Source organism: Pseudomonas sp. 2848, assembly GCF_003253945.1.
In the GTDB taxonomy this organism is placed as follows: domain Bacteria; phylum Pseudomonadota; class Gammaproteobacteria; order Pseudomonadales; family Pseudomonadaceae; genus Aquipseudomonas.
Genome location: NZ_QKZD01000006.1, coordinates 272,169 through 291,189, shown reverse-complemented (window position 1 = coordinate 291,189; position 19,021 = coordinate 272,169). Strand labels below are relative to the sequence as shown.

Genomic DNA, 19,021 nt, shown 5'->3' with positions numbered 1-19,021 from the left:
CCCGGGCTTTGGCTTTGGCTTTGGCTTTGGCTTTGGCTTTGGCTTTGGCTTTGGCTTTGGCTTTGGCTTTGGCTTTGGCTTTGGCTTTGGCTTTGGCTTTGGCTTTGGCGATCAGAAGGTTCCCCCACAGCCCACTAGCGACAGCTGCGTCAGCCCAGGCGCCGCCCGTAACTTCGCGACTTCAGGAGGCCGAACGCAGGTCTTGCGCAGGGAGGTGACGGGCATGGATGCCCGTCAAGCGCTGCGCCCCAGGATGGGGCGTTCAGCGCGGTCCTCCCGGGAGCAAGGCCGGAGTGAGGGAACCCGGAGCGAAGCGGAGGGCCGGATGAATGGAGCGCAGCGTTTTTTGGTTACTTTTTGTCGCGTTTGACAAAAAGTGACTCGCCGGGTGGCGAAAGGGTGACTATGCGTCATTATAGCAAATGAATGCGCTTACAACTGTAAAAACCCACACCAATCGCATTTGACTTTGACTTTGACTTTGACTTTGACTTTGACTTACACAGCGTATGTTTTGAAAGTTATATGCGCATTCATTCGCCATGTCGACGCACAGTCACCTTTTCGCCTTTACGGCGACCTCCTTTTCTCTTGGGAAAAGGAGGCAAAACCGTTCGGCTCCGTTCATCCGGCCCCTACGCTTCGCTCCGGGGTCCCCTCACTCCGGGCTCGCTCCGGGAGGACGCGCCGACGGGCCATCCATGGCCTGATCGGCGCTTGACGGGCATCCATGCCCGTCACCTCCCTGCGCAAGCCCTCCGTTCGGCCTCCTGAAGTCGCAATTTGTGTCGCCTGATCTATCGCGCACTTAGAAGCAAGATCAAGATCAAGAGAGAGCGTTCTTTAATTGGAGGCTAGAGATATTTCGACAGCCAAGCCTCTCACCAATATATGGCAAGAGGCCTGAACAGTTTGATCAGATATATTGCACCCACGAATTACGCAGGCCTCAAAACCCTCACAAAACTTGCCGCAAGAACGCCTGGGCCCGTGGGTCCTTCGGCGCGGCGAAGAACTGCTGGGGCGGCGAATCCTCCAGCAGCTTGCCATGGTCGAAGAACAACACACGGTCAGCTACTTCCCGGGCGAAGCCCATTTCGTGGGTGACACAGACCATGGTCATGCCTTCTTGGGCCAGGGTCTTCATCACATCGAGCACTTCACCGACCATTTCCGGGTCGAGCGCTGAGGTCGGTTCGTCGAACAGCATCACCTTCGGCTCCATGGCCAGGGCGCGGGCAATGGCCACCCGCTGCTGCTGGCCGCCAGAAAGGCGCGACGGGTACTCGTTGGCCTTCTGCGCGATACCGACCTTTTCCAGCAACGCCCGGGCCTTGGCTTCCCGATCGGCCTTGTTGCGCTTGCGTACCACCTTCTGCGCCAGGCACAGGTTCTCTAGCACGGTCATGTGCGGGAACAGGTTGAAGTGCTGGAACACCATGCCGACTTCACGGCGGTAGGCGTTGATGTCGGTCTTCGGGTCGTCCAGCTGCACGCCGTTGATGGACACATGGCCCTGGTCGAAATGCTCAAGGCCGTTCAGGCAACGCAGGAAAGTGGACTTGCCCGAGCCGGACGGGCCCAGCACCACCACCACTTCGCCCTTGGCGACCTGGGTGGTGACGTTGTCCACCGCACGCACTACCTGGCCGCGGGTGTCGAAGACTTTCAGCAGGTCACGGACTTCAATCACTTTGCGCAAGCCTCCGCTCAAGCCGGCTGGCGATGTGCGACAGCGGCAGGTTGATCAGCAGGTACAGGCCCGCCACGCAGAACCAGATCTCGAAGGTCGAGAACGAGGTGGTGATGGCCTCGCGACCGCTCTTGGTCAGCTCGGTGATGGCGATCACCGACACCAGCGAGGTGTCCTTGACCAGGCTGATGAACTGCCCGGCCAGCGGTGGCAACACGCGCTTGAAGGCCTGGGGCAGGATCACATGGCGCATCGACTGGGCGCCGTTCAGGCCCAGCGAGCGTGCCGCCTCGTTCTGGCCCTTGGCGATCGACTGCACCCCGGCGCGGACGATCTCGGCGACGTAGGCGCCGGTGAACAGTGCCAACGCCGCTACCCCGGCAAACTCCCGGGACAGGTTGAGCACGGTGCCGATGAAGAAGTAGAAGATGAAGATCTGCACCAGCAGCGGCGTGCCGCGCACCAGTTCGACATAGACCGTGGACAGGTCACGCAGGGTGGGGTTGCTCGACAGCCGGCAAAGCCCGGCGAACAGGCCGATCACCAGGCCCAGGGCGCCGGAGATGACCGAGATCCACAGCGTGGTCCAAAGGCCCCAGGCCAGGGGACCAGCGGCCCAGTGACGGGTGACGCCGATGGCATCGCCCTCGGCGACGTCGTCGCCACGGGTCAGCAGCATGCTGTCCTTGGCCACTTCGACGACCTGGGTGTCGCCGCTCTCGTCCTTCAGGGTGACCCGGGCGTTGTCGCCGGACACCACGATTTCCTCGACCGTGCCAGGATTGGCGGCACGCTGGGTTTCCTCGGCCTTGTAGGCGAAGTATTGCGGAACGCGGTTCCAGCGCCACTCGTAGGAAATCATCGAGGTGGCCAGGTACAGACTGATCGCCAGGCCCACCAGGACCAGCGCGGTCAGCCCGTGCCAGGGCCACTGTGCTTTCTTGTGTTTGATCACGTGGGGTACTTCCGTAAATGCGAACGCGCAGGGCTTGCCTGCGCGTCGAGGTCAGCGCTCGGGTTTTCGACCCGGGCCTTATTCCATTTCCTTCAGCCAATCCTTGCTCTTGAACCACTTGTCGTGGATACGATCGTAGGTCCCGTCATGCTTGATCTGGTGCAGGAAGTTGTTGATGTAGTTGATGCTGTCGTAATCGCCCTTCTTCAGCCCGAAGGCCAGTGGCTCGTAGGTGAAGGGCTCTTCCAGGAACACCAGTTTGCCGGCGCCGGCCTTCTCCACCGCCACCACGTTGTAGGGCGAGTCGTAGACGAAGGCGTCGGCCTTGCCGTTGACCACGTCCATCACCCCTTCCTGCTCGTTGTCGTAGCCGTGGTACTTGGCCTTGCCGATCAGCTTTTTCGCGACCATCTCACCGGTGGTGCCAAGCTTGGAGGTGAGGCGATATTTCTCGTTGTTCAGGTCCTTGTATGACTTGATCTCGCCCGCCAGCTCCTTGCGGATCAGCAGGGTCTGGCCGACGACGATGAAGGGCTCGCTGAAGTTCAGGCGCAGGTTGCGCTCCTGAGTCAGGGTCATGCCGCTACCGATGAAGTCGAACTTGTCGGTCATCAGCGCCGGGATGATGCCGTCGTAGGCGGTGGAGACCATCTCCAGCTTGACGCCCATGGACTTGGCCATGGCCTTGAGGATGTCGACTTCGAAGCCGATGATCTCGCCACGTTTGTTGGTCATTTCGAACGGCATGTAGGTCGGGTCCATGCCCACACGCAGGGTGCCGCGCTTGACCGCGTCATCGATGGCGCCGGCCTGGGCGGTGGCTACCGCGATCAGGGCGGTCGCACCTACCAGCAGTCGCGACAGGTATTTCTTCATCATCACCAAGTCCCCTAGCAAGAAGTACGCAGATTTTTCTTGTAAGCACGGTCCTATAGACCGATGCGTAATGTCGGGACGGATGCTAACGCATGCGAAGGCCGGGACCTAGAGCCGGCGGGGACTTTGTTGGCCAAAAATCGATGAGGGAAAAACAATCGCGGGGCACGTCGGGCCGCCGCATCGCCGCTCCCACGCACCGTTGATACGGCGTGGGAGCGGCGATGCGGCGGCCCGACGTGCCCCGCGATTATCGGTGCGACGCAATCATGCCAGTGCTGGCTGGACCACGTGCTCCGGATGCAGCGGCAGCAACGGCGAGTGCGGATCGTTGGCGATGGAAGCGCGCCATACATCGATCCACGCCGTGTTGTGCCCGGCCCATACCTGCTCGTGCAGGCGCGATAGCGCCACCGGGTCGCTGAGCAGCGCCAGGCGGGTGTTCAGGTCCAGGCCTTGTGGCCCCACTTCCAGCGCCTTGGCCACGCGCTCAACACGCAGCGCCTCGATCGGCGCCGCCTGGCCGTGACGCGCAGTGGCCATGGCACAGGCCAGGGCGTTCTGGCGTGGGTCGACCACGGCCCGCACGAAGCCGTCGTGCAGGGCATGCCAGCGGTTCTCGTGGGTGTACTGGTCGGTGGCCAGCAGTTCCTGCGGCGTCGCATATTCCTCGGGGATGAGGAACAGCTTCTCGTCCTTGGCCGCCAGGCCCAGGCGGGTGCGGCTGGAGATCACCGAGACCGGGATCGACAGCACCAGCGAGCCAACGATCGGCGCCAGCCACCACAGGAAGCTCGGGTTCAACCAAGCCACCAGGCCGGCCCAGGCGATGCCCAGCAGGGTCTGCGGACCATGGCGACGTACCGCCTCGCTCCACGGGGTCGAGTCATCGTCACGCTGCGGCGAGTTCCAGGTCGCGGCCCAGCCGAGGAACGCGGCCAGCACGAAGCGGGTGTGGAAGATCATCCGCACCGGCGCCAGCAGCATGGAGAACAGCATCTCCATCAGCATCGACAAGGTGACCTTGATGCGCCCGCCAAACTCGGTGGCACCCTTGGCCCAGATCAAGATGACGCTGAGCAGCTTGGGCAGGAACAGCAGCACGATGGTCGTGGAGAACAGCGCGATGGCTTTTTCCGGGTGCCACTGCGGCCACAGCGGGTAGAGCTGGAAAGGTTCGATGAAGTATTGCGGCTCCATCAGAGTATTGGTCGCCAGCAGTGCGGTCGACAGCACCAGGAACAGGAACCACAACGGCGCCGACAGGTACGACATCACCCCGGTGAGGAACACCGCGCGATGCACCGGGTGCATGCCCTTGACCAGGAACAGGCGGAAGTTCATCAGGTTGCCGTGGCACCAGCGACGGTCGCGCTTGAGCTCGTCGAGCAGGTTCGGCGGCAGTTCTTCGTAGCTGCCCGGCAGGTCGTAGGCGATCCACACGCCCCAACCGGCCCGGCGCATCAGTGCGGCTTCGACGAAGTCGTGGGAAAGGATCGCACCGGCAAACGCGCCCTTGCCCGGCAATGGCGCCAGGGCGCAGTGCTCGATGAATGGCTTCATGCGGATGATCGCGTTGTGGCCCCAGTAGTGCGACTCCCCCAGCTGCCAGAAGTGCAGGCCGGCGGTGAACAGCGGGCCGTATACGCGGGTAGCGAACTGCTGCATGCGCGCATAAAGGGTATCCATGCCCGAAGCTTTTGGCCCGGTCTGGATGATGCCGGCGTCCGGATTGGCCTCCATCAGGCGCACCAGGCTGCTCAGGCACTCGCCGCTCATGACACTGTCGGCGTCGAGCACGACCATGTACTTGTACTCGCCGCCCCAACGACGGCAAAAGTCGTCGAGGTTACCGCTCTTGCGCTTCACCCGGCGCCGGCGACGACGGTAGAAGATGCGGCCGAAGCCCTTGGTCTCGCGACACACGTCGAGCCAGGCCTGTTGTTCGGCCACGGCGATATCGGTGTCGTTGGTATCGCTGAGCACGAAGAAGTCGAAGCGGTCGAGGTTGCCGCTGGCAGCCACCGACTCGAAGGTGGCGCGCAGGCCTGCGAACACCCGTGGCACGTCTTCGTTGCAGATCGGCATCACCAGCGCGGTACGCGCCTCGGCGGGAATCGGCTCGTTGCCGGCGCTGCTGCCGGAAATCTTGTACTTGTCACGCCCGGTGAGCAGCTCGAGGAAGCCCATCAGCGCGGTCCAGAAGCCCGCCGATACCCAGCAGAACAGGATGCCGAAGAGGATCAGGATGGACGTCTGCAGCGCATACGGCCACACCTGCACCACGGTGTCCCACAGAGGCTGGTGGATGACTTCGTCGAGGTCGACGAACGACCAGCCCTGGTAAGGCAGGATGCCCTTCATGTACCAGCCGGCGACAATGGTCTGCCCGATCATCAAGGTCAGCAGGATGTAGCGGCGGATCGAGCCGACCGTGCGCCAGCGCGCCGGCGGCAGCTCGCGCTTGGGCGGCTGCGGGGCGTTGGTGCGACCGGTCATGCGCCGCCACATGCGGATCAGCACGTTGGTGCGCCACGGCTCGGGCACGACCTTGGTGCGTTTGATCGGTGGGGCGATCTTCAGGCACAGGCGGCCGCTGCCATCGACGCCGAGCATCTCGGCCTCTTCCAATTCGGCGGCGCTGCCTACGGTAAGACGGGCACCCACCGAAGCCTGGACGGCCTCGGCGGTGGCGGCGGCCGGGTTGGCCGCCAGGCGTTGGTGCAGCTCGCTGAACGAAGTGCAACGGGCGAGTTCCGCGCGTTGCTCATCGCTCAGAGGGAGGTGGGCCAGGTACTCGCCAAGCGATTCCGGCCTTGTGCTTGAGTTACTCATCGGCAGGCAACTGATAGCTCCAGGTCTCGGTCAGCACCTTCTCGGTGGTGGCCGGGGCCCCGTTGGTGGATGCCGCGTCGGCGGCGGGTTGCTCGGCAGCCTGCTCGGCCTTGGCTTTCTCAGCCTTGGCGTGGGCGTGCTTGGCCGCGGCCTTGTCCTGCTTGGTTTCCTTGGCAGGCTTCGGTTGCTCGACCGGCACGTCACGCAGCAGCGCGGCGCGCATCTCGGTGGACTTCTTCGGATCCTGCACCTTCAGGCGCAGGGTCAGGCGCCAGCCTTTGGTTTCCGGGTTGTAACGCAGATTGTTCTCGACCACTTCGGCGTTGTCGCCGACGCTGACCTGGCTGCGCACGGCGGTGTCCGCCGGCAACGCCGCAAGGTTCGGGCCGATGAAATCGACCAGCAGGGCAACACTACCGTCGGTCTGGCGGATCAGGTTGGACTGCTTGACGTCACCGGCAGAGCGCAGGGTCTGCTTGACCCAGCCCAGCTCCTGCGAGTGCAGCTGGTCTTCCTTGATGGTCCAGCGCAGGCGGTAGTCGTATTCGAACGGCTTGCCTGGCTCAGGCAGTTTTTCCGGGCTCCAGAAGGCCACGATGTTGTCATTGGTCTCGTCGGCGGTCGGAATCTCGACCAGGTCGACGGTGCCCTTGCCCCAATCACCCTTCGGCTCGATCCAGGCACTCGGACGCTTTTCGTACTCGTCGTCGAGGTCTTCATAGTCGCTGAAGGCGCGTTGGCGCTGGAGCAGGCCGAAACCACGCGGGTTCTCGACGCTGAAGTTGCTCACGGCCAGGTGTTTCGGGTTGTTCAGCGGGCGCCACAGCCACTCGCCGTTGGCGGCGTGGATGGCCAGACCTTCGGAATCATGCAGGGCCGGGCGGTAGTTCATGACCTTCGACGGCTGGTTGGGGCCGAACAGGTACATGCTGGTCAGCGGGGCGATGCCCAAACGGCTGACGTTTTCACGCAGGTAGACGCGCGACTTGACGTCGACCAGGGTGTCCTCGCCAGGGCGCAGGGTCAGCTTGTAGGCACCGGTGGAGCGCGGCGAGTCGAGCAGGGCGTAGATCACCAGGTGCTTGTCTTTCGGCTTGGGCTTCTCGATCCAGAATTCGCGGAAACGCGGGAATTCCTCGCCCGACGGCAGTGCGGTATCGATGGCCAGGCCACGGGCCGACAGACCATAGCGGTGGCCTTTGCCGACCACGCGGAAATAACTGGCGCCAAGCAGGGTCATGATCTCGTCCTGCTTGTCGGCCTTGTTGATCGGGTAGAGCACACGGAAGCCGGCATAGCCGAGGTTCTTGGTGGCATCAGCGTCATGGGGCACGTCACCGAACTCGAAGCGGCTCGGGTCGTACTTGATTTCCTTGACCTTGTTGGCGGTGATCTCGTTGATGGTCACCGGCGTGTCGAAGTGCATGCCCTGGTGATAGAAGGACAGCTTGAACGGCGTCTTGTCCTTGGCCCACTCGGCCTTTTCCTGCAGGAAGCGGATCTTCTGGTAGTCGGCGTACTTCATGTCGCGGAACACCGGTGGCAGGTTGCTCTTCGGTGCCTCGAACTTCTGACCGGCCAGATCCTTTGCCTTGGCTGCAACATCGTCCAGATTGAATGCCCACAGCTGGCCCGCGCTCATCAGGCCGACCAGCGCCACGCCGGCCAACAGGGCCTTGCGCAGCCGGATACCGGGGATTCTAGGTGCAATACAGGGGCTTACAATCACGAGCAATCCTCGCCGAAAACAGATCATGAAACCAACGGCCAGCGACAAATGCCGGGTTGGCGAGCACTGTTCGGACCCCGTGAGGGCGTAATGATTCCCCAAACGGATCCTGACAATGCTCGAGTCAAAGTGAAACGAACCTGCGAACGCAGGTTCATGCAGCGCGCGATTATCCAGCAGGTCGCGTTACAACGCATCAGGCTGAACAAACTATTTATCGTACAAAACCCCTTGTTTTCGCCAAACAAAGGGTTTTTTGACCTCATATTTGTAACATAAATGTTACCGGGCCATCATTGACCAGATGCACCTGCATGTCAGCGCCGAAGCGACCACTGGCCACCTGGGGATGCTGACCTTGTGCCTTATTCAAAAGATAGTCGAAAAGCGCCGCGCCAAGGGCCGGTGGCGCAGCTGTCGAGAAGCTCGGGCGCATGCCGTTGCGGGTGTCGGCGGCCAAGGTGAACTGCGAAACCAGCAACAGGCCACCGCCGACATCCTTGAGTGAGCGGTTCATCTTGCCCTGCTCGTCGCTGAACACTCGGTAGTTCAGCAGTTTATGCAGCAGTTTGTCGGCATGCTCGGGCGAATCGCCAGGCTCGACCGCCACCAGCGCCAGCAGCCCTTGGTCGATGGCCCCGACGATCTCCCCCGCCACTTCCACCCGTGCGCCACGCACACGCTGGATCAGCCCTTTCATGCCTCTTCCAGGGGCAGGTCGAGCAGGCGTCGCGCCATCTGGTCGGCCGCGCGTACCAGAGCGTCGGTGATACCCGGCTCGGAGGCGGCGTGGCCGGCGTCGCGGATCACCTTCAACTCACTGTTCGGCCAGGCTTGGTGCAGTTCCCAGGCGTTGTCCAGCGGGCAGATCACATCGTAGCGGCCATGCACGATCACCGCCGGCAGATGGGCGATCTTCGGCATGTCGCGGATCAGCTGATCCTGCTCGAGGAACGCGTTGTTGGTGAAGTAATGGCATTCGATGCGGGCGATCGACAGGGCGCGCTGGGGTTCGGAGAAGCGGTCGACCACCAACGGATTTGGCCGCAGGGTGGCGGTACGGCCTTCCCAGGTGGACCAGGCCTTGGCCGCGTGCATCTGGGCGATCTGGTCGTTGCCGGTCAGGCGCTTGTGGAAGGCCTTGACCAGGTCGCCACGCTCTTCCGGTGGAATCGGTGCGATGTAGTCCTGCCAGTAATCCGGGAACAGACGGCTGGCGCCCTCCTGGTAGAACCAGCTGATTTCCTGCGGGCGGCACAGGAAGATCCCGCGCAGGATCAGCCCATGCACGCGCTCAGGGTGGGTCTGGGCATAGGCCAGGGCCAGGGTGGAGCCCCAGGAGCCGCCGAACAGCACCCATTTGTCGATGCCGAGGTGCTCGCGGATGCGCTCCAGGTCCTCGACCAGATGCCAGGTGGTGTTGTTCTCCAGGCTCGCGTGGGGCGTGGAGCGGCCACAGCCGCGCTGGTCGAAGGTGATGATGCGGTACAGGTTGGGGTCGAAGTAGCAACGGCTCTGGGCGTCGCAACCGGCGCCCGGGCCGCCGTGGATGAACACCACGGGCAGACCTTCCGGCGAGCCGCTTTCATCGACGTACAGCACATGCGGCGCTTCCACGGCCAGATCGTGCCGGGCGTAGGGTTTGATCTGCGGGTAGAGGGTCTGCATCGCGCACTCCGTGTGAGGTTTGGTTCGGCCGTGGGCCATCATAAACCTGAATTGCGCTTTGAGCATGTGTCTAAGCAAGATCATCTTATGTGCAAGGCGCAGACACGGCTCAATAGCATGAGGGGACTCAATCAACACGAGATGCCCTCATGCTCGACCCGGCAAACGCTGCAACCTCCGAACCTAGTCTCTATCACCAACTGATCAGCCGCAAGTTACCCGCCTGGCTGATCGACGCTCAGCCGGAGCAACGGCAACTCCTGCGCCAAGCGGCAAGCCAACGCGACCCACAGCTCGAACGCGCATGCGAGGAGAACCCGGCGGTGGCCAAGGCACTGGCGCAAACCTATGGCCAGCACCTGCAAGCCGAAGCCAACCTGAAGACACTTCTGGCGGGCCTGCCACAGCTGGAGCAATACGCCACTGAACTGCTTTCGAACGCGATCCGCCAGCACTTCGACCAGCAGATCGAGGTTTCGACAACCTACCTGATGAATCTGACCAGGGCCGCGGCCATCAGAGAGACGCTGTCCAGCCTGACCAGCGACCCATTCGCCACTTCAGCCCGCGCCCTGAAGCTGGCGACTCAATCCCTGCTGCACAGCGCCCTGCAGAATTTCGAGGCCTTCGAAGCTCGACCTGGGGGCTTGAAAGCTGGCAACAAAGAGTCGGCCATCCTCGACAGGAACGATGTCAGTCCCGTCTCCCAGGCCGTCAGGCTGCCCATCACTGCAGAAGACTTTGCGGCGCTGGCACGTAAGCTGGATATCGGCGGCAAGTACCAGGCGCTGCTCGACGCGCTCGATCCCCCCGCCGACAAGCCAGACTCAGAAGCCGTTCGGACCGTATTCAAGGCTGCCGAAAGCTCTGCATTCTGCTTGCACGTTCACCACGCCTTTTTACTGGGCAAGATCGGCAAAGCCATCCACGATACCCTGCTGAAACTCGCGAGCGACGACAAAGTCGAACATGGCGGGCGCCCTGTGCTGTGTGGCAGCATCACGCTGTTGCACACCACTCTTACCGGCGCAATGACGATTGGAATCGACGCTCGCATCCCAACGGGTGCCGGGCGCTTCCCACCCGGCCCGGTGTATCCCTATGACGGCTGGCTGGTGCTTTACCTCCCAGGCCTCCCCGAGCCGCTGACCTGCCATGCATCCAGGGCCGATGCCGAAGTCTTCCTTGCCAAGCAGTTGCCAGCACTTCGCCAGGCGAGCCACCAGCAACTGATACCCGACCGGCACCGGAGCAGTTTCCTCGACAGACTCACCGACACGCTTGAACCCTATACCTGGAACGCCAGCGGCCAGTACAAGGAACGCCTACCCGCCCCCAACCCCCAGATCAGCCTGCACGTACACCCCTTCACCAGGTCGTGCATGGACGAGCGAGTCACTCAACGGCAGCAGCGCCTGCGCGACGATGGACTGTTCCACGCCGTACCGACGGCAACGATGGACCAGCAGACCGCCCGAAGGCACATGGCCTACTTCGAGGCTATCGCGTTAAATACCCTGAATTTCGCGGGCATGTTCATAGCACCGTTAGGTGCCGTGATGCTCGGTGTGACCGCAATGCAACTGGTCAACGAAACCTTCGAGGGTATTGGCAGCTGGCTCGACGGGGATCGCGAGCAAGCGCTGCAGTACCTGATGGATGTGATCGAGAACGTCGCCATCATGGCGGCGCTGGCGGCGGCTCACCGTGGCAGTGGCACACCGGTGGTCGAGCGAATATCGGTGCAGACACCGTCCTTCATCGAAGAGCTCCAACCCGTCGAGACGCCTGACGGTGAACGCCGCCTGTGGAAACCGGATCTGGCCCCCTTCCACCACGACACAGTACTGCCGGCCGGACTCAAGCCCGACGAATTCGGTTTGATCCACCACGAAGGCAAAACCTGGCTGCCGGTCGAGGACCGGGTGTATTCGCTCAAGCGCGCAGACAATGGGTATCGCCTCGAACACCCTGGCCGCACCAACAGCTACCAACCGACAGCGCTGCACAACGGCGCAGGGGCGTGGCTGCTTCCCACCGAGCAACCGCGTAGTTGGGCCGACATGCGTCTGTTCCGCAGGCTTGGACACCTGCAGGCCAGCTTCGATGAATGTGCCGCCGAGCAGATACTGCGTGTCAGCGGCACCGACGAGCACGTGCTGCGCAAGATTCTGTGTCACAACCAGAGGCTACCGGCGCTGCTGGAGGACACGATGGAGCGTTTTGCCATCGATCAGCACATACAGCAGGCGCTTCCCGAGGCCTCGATCATGGCGCGCAGCGCCGAGTTCAGGCACCGCACCCAGGCAGTCATCGTCCCCCTTTCCTCTCGCGCGGCGCTGCTTCGAAGGGTTTACCCGAATCTACCTGTCAGGCTTTGCGAAGAACTGGCGCGCAATGCCTCATACGCCGAACGACGCATGCTGACTGCAGGTAAGGTACCTGGTCGGCTGGCTGGGGAAATTCGGCTCTATCAACAACAGGTGCGGCTGGCCCGTGCCTACGAAGGCCTGTATCTGGATTCCACGCGTAGCTGGGACAGCGACCGCCTGGCCCTGCGCATGCTCGAACGGCTGCCAGGCTGGCCCGAGGACCTGCGGGTGGAGCTGCACCACCGCCAGGTATCCCCGGAACGTATCGACGCTATCGGCCCAAAGAAAACCAGCTCGACCGTATCGATCACCAGTGCCTGGGCAGGCTATCTGGAGACCCCGACGGCCGAGACCCCGGATGAGCAGATTCGCCCCCACGACAGCCTGTACGGCGCAGTGTTCGACGCGCTGACCGACTCACATAAATTGGCGCTGGGTATCGATTCGGCGTCAGCCCTGCAAGAACGGGTGCGGGACGCCCCCCTGCTACCGCGCGCCGAACTGCGCAAAGTGCTCAACATGCAGCCCCCCGTGTTTCGTTCGCCCATGCGCCTGGCCGATGGACGGCTGGGCTACCGCCTGAGCGATGACGGGAAACCTCCAGAACCGCAGAGCAGGAGAAGCTTGTTGTCGCAACTTGACGACTTGAGCTTGGCACCCGAATTCTCCCTATCCTCGGAGCGTGTCTTGGTGGCCCTGGAAAACGCTGGCCGGTCGCCCTCTCAGATACAGGCGCGGATCGATCAATTGCGTGTCGAGCGCCAGGAGCTGCGTCAGAGTTTGGATGAGGCCTTCACCGGCACTAACCAGGTGTTGGCTCTCGGAGCGAGTATCGCCAATCGACAAGAGATCGAAATGGCCCTGTGGCAGCACTGGATTCATAGTGCCGTGCCCGAACTCGACGAATCACCAGGTATTCTGCGGCTTTCCAGGATGTTCATCGCCGAGTTCCCCCGGCAGTTGCCTGCCTTCATCGGTTTACGGGTCAACCGCTTGCAGCTGGATGACATCCTCCTCGATCACTCGCCCGACAGCAGCTTGGCCTGGACAGATTTCGAAGCGCAACTGAGCAATGTCTTCGGGCACTTCCCCAACCTGTCAGCCCTGGAAATCAGCCGTCACCCTGACGCGCTCGCTGGAACCTCGGAGTTCGCCAACAGCTTGCCGCTGATCGTCAGTAGTTTTCCACAGCTTGGTGAATTGAGACTGATCAACCAGAACCTCACACTCTACCCGCTGGACCTCGAACGCTTCGCCTCTCGCACTCAACTGAGCTATCTGGACCTGAGCGGCAATCGCCTTGCTCCACTCACACGCTTCAGCCCCCCGGACTGGTATCTGGATTACCTGGGCCTGGAGCGTATGGCACTGGAACACTGGCCGGACTGGCTTGACGCGGTGGCCCTGGAACGAATCGGCACCTTGTCGCTGCAACACAACAACCTGACCCGTGTCCCGACGCTGTTACTGGAAAACGCCGAAAGCGAGAGCACGCACACCCGTATTCTGCTCGATGGCAATGCCATACGCCCGGCGCAGTTGCTGGATATGCACCACAGCCAGGCAAGCCTGCGTCGCCGGTTCGTTTTCAGCCTGGGGCACAATCTCGTCATCGAGCAGTATCAAGCGCTGCGCGACACCCTGTACCAGTGGAGCATGGCCTCCACGTCCACGTCGGTGCCTGACGGCCAAACGGCAAACGCTCGATCGAGAGTCGCCCAATCTACTCTCGACTTCTGGGAACGCCGTGTCCGTGACGACTCCCTGAGCCCCTGGCACCTTGATGACTTCAGTGTTGAACACTTCCCACCTTCACTGCCGGAGTTCTTCATCCGCTGCGCCGATATTGTCCGACTGACCCGCATGCAGGGCACGGCAGAGCAGCTTGACCGGTGGCTTGAGCGTTTCACACACATCACCCATTTGACCCTCGACGGCCATGCCCGGCCACTTTCGCGCCTACCCGAGGCACTGACCCGACTGCCTGCGCTCAGCCGCCTGAGCGTCATAAACCAGGGCCTGGAGATCGACAATCAGGCGATGCGCGTAATCGCACGCATACCCGCCTTGAGGGAACTAGACATCTCTGACAACCGGCTGAACCCGGAATTGCGCAGCCTCAATGGCATGGCCCCACGCCTTGATCGCCTTGCTCTGCGCAACATGGGGCTGGAAAGCTGGCCGGCCTGGCTGGACAACCTGATGCCCAGATACACCTTGGACCTGCGGGAAAACCGCCTGACTACCCTGCCCCAGACGATTCTCGAAAACCCGCCAAGCACGTTCGGCAGCACTGCCATCCTGTTGACCGGCAACCCGTTGACCCCCGCGACGATGCGCGCAGCGCACCTGTCACAGCGCTACGACCGGACCTTCACCTTCGACATGGACTTGCCCTTCGACATTCTCAGCGCGTCGCCAATGGGCATCGAGCCAGGTGTCGCATTCGGCAGCTCGCTGGGCAGCCTCGGTAGTACGGGCAGCACCGGCAGCTACCATCGCCATGGCTTTGCCCCCTGGACGCCGATGCTAGAACTGGATGCCAGCCCTTGGCTGGAGGGTGCCGGCAGCTTGCACCAGTCACGGGACGCGCAGTGGCAGCAAATTCGCCAGGCCGGTGATGCGGACAACCTGCTGCAACTGATCACCCAGCTGACAACAGCCGTGCCCTATCGCAACACCGACACCAGGCCAGCCATCATAGAGCGTGTCTGGCGTGTCCTGGCAATGGCAGCGAACCAGCCAGATGAACGTGAGGTGTTCGATGCGATTGCTGCCGAGGCCATCCGCGAAGGCACCTGCCCGGACGGGATCTTGCTGCAGTTCCAGCAGGTCGAGCAGATGCACATGATTGCCCAGACCGCCCTGGATACGACCGGGGCGGGTCGCGAGTCGCGCCTCTATCGTTTGCTGCGCCGCCATTTCCGCCAAGAGCGCCTCGATGAAATTGCCAGCGCCAGGTCACTGCACCAGGATGCCGCCGAAGTCCGCCTGGCTTATCGGCGTCTGCTGGCCTCGCGCCTGGATCTGCTGAGCCCGGCTGACGAAATGATGTTCGCTGCCGACGTGAGTTCGGCAGATGCCACGGATGCTGCGTTACGAATATGGGAGGCTGAGGAGGGGGAGGAGTTTCTGACATTCGCCGGCTACACGCCGTTCTGGGTCGATTACCTGCGCGAGGTCTACGCTGGCGATTTTGAGCGGATCGAAACGAAGTTCCAGAGCGCAGTGAACAACCTGCAATACGACCAACCAGAGGCCAGCCTGGATGAACTGGAGGCGCCGACCCGCGCGCTGGAGGCTCTGCGCGAGCGACAAGAGGCAAACCTGATCGCCGAGCTGACCCAGCGCATTCGCGCCGAGCACCACTAGCCGCAAGCCAGCGCCCGCAGCTACGGCGCTGGCCATTGCTGCATGTTAGCGCCCGTAGCGCTCACGCCCCCATTGCAAGGTGGCTTCCAACAGGCGGCGCAAGACCGACTGGGTGGGTTGTGCCAGTTGCTCGCGATAGGTGAAAGGCTCCACTTCATCCATGTAGGTGCTCTGCGCTAGCTCCAGTTGCACTGCATGGATGTTGTTCGCCGGATCGCCGTAATGCCGGGTGATATGCCCACCCTTGAAACGGCCATTGAGCACATGGCTGTAGCCCTGCGCCTCAGCGCATACGCCCTCCAGCCGTTGAGCCAGCTCCGGGTCGCAACTTGCACCGTTGAAGGTGCCAAGGTTGAAGTCCGGCAGCTTGCCGTCGAACAGGTGCGGAATCAGCGAGCGGATCGAATGGGCATCCCACAACAGGGCGTAGCCGAAGTGGTCATGCAGACGCTCCAACTCGTTGCGAATGGTGTCGTGGTAAGGGCGCCAGATCTGCTTCAGGTACTGTTTGCGCTGCTCGCCTGTCGGTTCCAGCCCGTCCTTGAACAGCGGCTCGCCATCGAACAACGTGGCCGGGTACAGGCCGGTGGTGGCACCGGCATACAGCGGCTTGTCGTCATCCGGCCGATTCAGGTCAATGACGAACCGCGAGTACTCCGCCGCGACCACGCTGGCGCCCAGGTCACGAGCGAAGGTATACAGGAGTGGGATATGCCAATCGGTGTCCGGCAGGCTGCGGGCCCGGTCTACCAGACCGTCGCGCACGGCATCGGTGAGGCCAAGCCCGGCGTGGGGCATGCTGATCAGCAGGGGCAGGCGGCCCTGGTGGAAACTCAAAACCTTGTCCATGTCGCCTCGCTCAATTGGATATCTCGTGACCCATGCGCACCACGCGCTTGGGCAGGTCGCCGCCAAGCCAGTAGCTGAGGTCGGCCGGGCGTTCGATCTGCCAGGCGATGAAATCCGCCACCTTGCCCACTTCCAGCGAGCCATGGCTGTCGCCCAGCCCCAGGGCCGTGGCGGCATGCACGGTGACGCCGGCCAGCGCTTCCTCGGGGGTCATGCGGAAACAGGTGCAGCCCATGTTCAGCATCAGGCGCAGCGACAGCCCCGGCGAGGTGCCAGGGTTGAGGTCGCTGGCCAGGGCGATCTTCACGCCGTGCCGGCGCAGGGCGTCCATCGGTGGCAACTGGGTTTCGCGCAGGAAGTAGAACGCCCCCGGCAACAGCACGGCAACAGTGCCGGCCGCAGCCATGGCCATGGCGTCTTCCTCGGTCATGAACTCCAGGTGATCGGCCGACAGCGCCTGGTAACGGGCTGCCAGGCTCGAGCCATGCAGCGACGACAGTTGCTCGGCATGCAGCTTGACCGGCAGCCCCAGCTCGCGCGCCTTGATGAAGAGGCGCTCGACCTGGGCCGGGGAAAACGCCAGGTGCTCGCAGAAGGCATCCACCGCGTCCACCAGCCCCTCGGCGGCCAACGCCGGGAGCATCTGCTCGCAGATATGGTCGATGTAGTCGTCCGCTCTGCCCGCGTATTCCGGAGGCATCGCATGGGCGGCCAGGCAGGTGCTGCGCACGGTCACCGGCAACTCATCGCCCAGGCGGCGGGCGACGCGCAGCATCTTGCGCTCGTTCTCGAGATCCAGGCCATAGCCGGACTTGATCTCGATCGTGGTCACGCCGTCGCGCATCAGTGCCTGAACCCGCTGGCGGGCACTGCCCAGCAGCTCGTCCTCACTGGCCGCGCGGGTGGCCCGCACGGTGCTGGCGATACCGCCGCCCTGGGCAGCGATCTCGGCATAGCTGACGCCCTGCAGGCGCTGCTCGAACTCGCCGCTGCGGTTGCCGCCGAACACCGCATGGGTGTGGCAGTCGATCAGCCCGGGGGTGACCCAGGCGCCGCCCAGATCGACGACGCGGTCGGCCGTGACCGACGGCATGTCAGCGCGGGTGCCGATCCACTCGATCAGGCCGGCGCTGGTGACGATCGCCGCGTCCTCGATGACCGCGTAGCGACCACCGGTCATGGTCGCGGCGTGGCAGTGCTGCCAGAGGGTTCTCATCAGGATCTCCTTTCTAATTCAGCGTTGCAGCTCGGCAGGTTCCCGGACTGGCTCGCCACCACCGGCGCGTGGTTTGCACCACAGCAGGTAGGAGGCCACCAGGAACACCACCCAGATCACCCCGACGATCAATGCCGCCTGGGTGTCGGGGAAGTAGCCGAGCACACCGAAGATGAACACCATGAAGGCAATGGCCAGGACCGGGCCATAGGGCCAGAAGGGTACCGGGAACTTGAGCTGGGCGACTTCCTCGCGGCTCATGCTGCGGCGCATGGCCACCTGGGTGACCAGGATCATCAGCCACACCCATACAGTGGCGAAGGTAGCGATCGATGCGATCAGCAGGAACACGTTCTCCGGGATCAGGTAGTTGAGCAGCACCCCGACCAGCAGCGCCGCGCCCATCACCACCACGGTCATCCACGGCACACCGTGCCTGGATAGCTTGCCAAAGCCACGCGGCGCCTGGCCGTGCTGGGACAGGCCGTACATCATCCGGCCAGCGCCGAAGATGTCGCTGTTGATCGCAGAGATGGCTGCCGAAATCACCACGATGTTCAGCACCGCCGCCGCCGAGCCAATCCCCAGGTTGCTGAAGATCTGCACGAACGGGCTACCCTGGCTGCCGATCTGCGGCCAGGGGTACAGGCACATCAGCACGAACAGGGTCAGCACGTAGAACAGCAGGATGCGCAGCGGCACGGCGTTGATCGCTTTCGGGATCACGCGTTGCGGGTCTTTCGCTTCACCTGCGGTGACGCCGATGATCTCGATGCCGCCAAAGGCGAACATCACCACCGCGAACGAAGCGATCAGGCCGCTGACGCCATTGGGCATGAAGCCGCCATGTTCGAACAGGTTGCTCACCCCGACAGCCTGCCCGGTGCCCACCTGGCTGAAACCGAAGGCCATGATGCCGAGACCTGCGAGGATCATCGCGACGATGGCGCCGACCTTGAGCAGCGACAGCCAGAACTCCATCTCGCCGAACACCCGTACGTTGCACAGGTTCAGGCCGCCGATCAGGAAGACGATACCGAGTACCCAGATCCAGCGTGCCACTTCGGGGAACCAGAAGCCCATGTAGATCCCGAAGGCCGTGACGTCGGCGATGGCGACGATGACCATCTCGAAGGCGTAGGTCCAGCCGAGGATGAAGCCGGCCATGGGGCCGAGGTAGGTGCTGGCGTAGTGGCCGAAGGAGCCGGACACCGGATTGTGCACGGCCATTTCGCCGAGGGCGCGCATGACCATGAATACTGCGGCGCCGCCGATCAGGTAGGCCAGCAGCACGGCCGGGCCGGCCATCTGGATGGCCGAGGCCGAACCGTAGAAAAGCCCGGTACCGATTGCCGAACCGAGCGCCATGAAACGGATGTGCCGGGCCGATAGCCCGCGCTTGAGACCTTGAGCTTGTTGCATGTCACGTCCTTATTGTTGTTCTGGTCGTGATATC

Annotated in this window: 11 protein-coding genes; 1 reads left to right on the top strand and 10 read right to left on the bottom strand. The window is 62.7% G+C overall.

Features of this window, described 5'->3' with window-relative positions; translation table 11 throughout:
* Window positions 1–958: 958 nt before the first annotated feature.
* From DFS21_RS14245 to pip, 7 genes are all read right to left on the bottom strand, one after another.
* Entirely contained in the window at window positions 959–1,693 is a 735-nt protein-coding gene (locus DFS21_RS14245; protein ID WP_110700378.1) for an amino acid ABC transporter ATP-binding protein, read from the bottom strand.
* The gene (locus tag DFS21_RS14240) at window positions 1,686–2,648 is read right to left on the bottom strand and encodes an amino acid ABC transporter permease (protein WP_102685492.1); all 963 of its coding nucleotides are present in this window, start codon (window positions 2,646–2,648) and stop codon (window positions 1,686–1,688) included. The genes DFS21_RS14245 and DFS21_RS14240 overlap by 8 nt, the downstream gene beginning before the upstream one ends.
* Window positions 2,649–2,726: 78 nt before the next feature.
* On the bottom strand, window positions 2,727–3,524 hold the full coding sequence (locus DFS21_RS14235) for a transporter substrate-binding domain-containing protein (protein WP_173862488.1): 798 nt from the start codon (window positions 3,522–3,524) through the stop codon (window positions 2,727–2,729).
* A gap of 267 nt (window positions 3,525–3,791) precedes the next feature.
* A complete protein-coding gene (gene mdoH / locus DFS21_RS14230) occupies window positions 3,792–6,359 on the bottom strand; it encodes a glucans biosynthesis glucosyltransferase MdoH (protein WP_110700376.1) in 2,568 nt (855 codons plus the stop codon).
* On the bottom strand, window positions 6,352–8,088 hold the full coding sequence (locus tag DFS21_RS14225; RefSeq protein ID WP_110700374.1) for a glucan biosynthesis protein G: 1,737 nt from the start codon (window positions 8,086–8,088) through the stop codon (window positions 6,352–6,354). The genes mdoH and DFS21_RS14225 overlap by 8 nt, the downstream gene beginning before the upstream one ends.
* Window positions 8,089–8,350: 262 nt before the next feature.
* Window positions 8,351–8,788 (bottom strand): D-aminoacyl-tRNA deacylase, encoded by a 438-nt coding sequence (dtd, locus tag DFS21_RS14220; protein WP_110700372.1) that lies wholly within the window; start codon window positions 8,786–8,788, stop codon window positions 8,351–8,353.
* Window positions 8,785–9,756 carry a prolyl aminopeptidase gene (gene pip, locus DFS21_RS14215; protein WP_046853900.1) on the bottom strand — a complete coding sequence of 324 codons (972 nt, stop codon included), beginning with the start codon at window positions 9,754–9,756 and terminating at the stop codon, window positions 8,785–8,787. Before pip ends, dtd begins: the two co-directional genes overlap by 4 nt.
* Before the next feature lie 149 nt (window positions 9,757–9,905).
* On the opposite strand from pip, the gene DFS21_RS14210 reads away from it, so the two are divergent.
* Window positions 9,906–15,500, top strand: a complete 5,595-nt coding sequence (locus tag DFS21_RS14210; protein WP_110700370.1) for an NEL-type E3 ubiquitin ligase domain-containing protein — start codon at window positions 9,906–9,908, stop codon at window positions 15,498–15,500.
* Window positions 15,501–15,545: 45 nt separating this feature from the next.
* On the opposite strand, the gene hutG is transcribed toward DFS21_RS14210, so the two are convergent.
* From hutG to DFS21_RS14195, 3 genes are read right to left on the bottom strand one after another with little or no spacing between them, the layout of a single operon-like run.
* A complete protein-coding gene (gene hutG / locus DFS21_RS14205) occupies window positions 15,546–16,349 on the bottom strand; it encodes an N-formylglutamate deformylase (protein ID WP_110700368.1) in 804 nt (267 codons plus the stop codon).
* A 10-nt stretch (window positions 16,350–16,359) separates the two neighbouring features.
* Window positions 16,360–17,565 carry an imidazolonepropionase gene (hutI, locus tag DFS21_RS14200; RefSeq protein WP_110700366.1) on the bottom strand — a complete coding sequence of 402 codons (1,206 nt, stop codon included), beginning with the start codon at window positions 17,563–17,565 and terminating at the stop codon, window positions 16,360–16,362.
* Between the two features lie 18 nt (window positions 17,566–17,583).
* Entirely contained in the window at window positions 17,584–18,987 is a 1,404-nt protein-coding gene (locus DFS21_RS14195; RefSeq protein WP_111532540.1) for an amino acid permease, read from the bottom strand.
* Window positions 18,988–19,021 lie beyond the last annotated feature (34 nt).

Excerpts from the sequence above, each read along its gene's own strand:
- DFS21_RS14235 (WP_173862488.1), bottom strand. The coding sequence starts at position 3,524 with ATGAAGAAATACCTGTCGCGACTGCTGGTAGGTGCGACCGCCCTGATC.
- DFS21_RS14210 (WP_110700370.1), top strand. The coding sequence starts at position 9,906 with ATGCTCGACCCGGCAAACGCTGCAACCTCCGAACCTAGTCTCTATCAC.
- DFS21_RS14195 (WP_111532540.1), bottom strand. The coding sequence starts at position 18,987 with ATGCAACAAGCTCAAGGTCTCAAGCGCGGGCTATCGGCCCGGCACATC.
- dtd (WP_110700372.1), bottom strand. The coding sequence starts at position 8,788 with ATGAAAGGGCTGATCCAGCGTGTGCGTGGCGCACGGGTGGAAGTGGCG.
- hutG (WP_110700368.1), bottom strand. The coding sequence starts at position 16,349 with ATGGACAAGGTTTTGAGTTTCCACCAGGGCCGCCTGCCCCTGCTGATC.
- pip (WP_046853900.1), bottom strand. The coding sequence starts at position 9,756 with ATGCAGACCCTCTACCCGCAGATCAAACCCTACGCCCGGCACGATCTG.
- hutI (WP_110700366.1), bottom strand. The coding sequence starts at position 17,565 with ATGAGAACCCTCTGGCAGCACTGCCACGCCGCGACCATGACCGGTGGT.
- mdoH (WP_110700376.1), bottom strand. The coding sequence starts at position 6,359 with ATGAGTAACTCAAGCACAAGGCCGGAATCGCTTGGCGAGTACCTGGCC.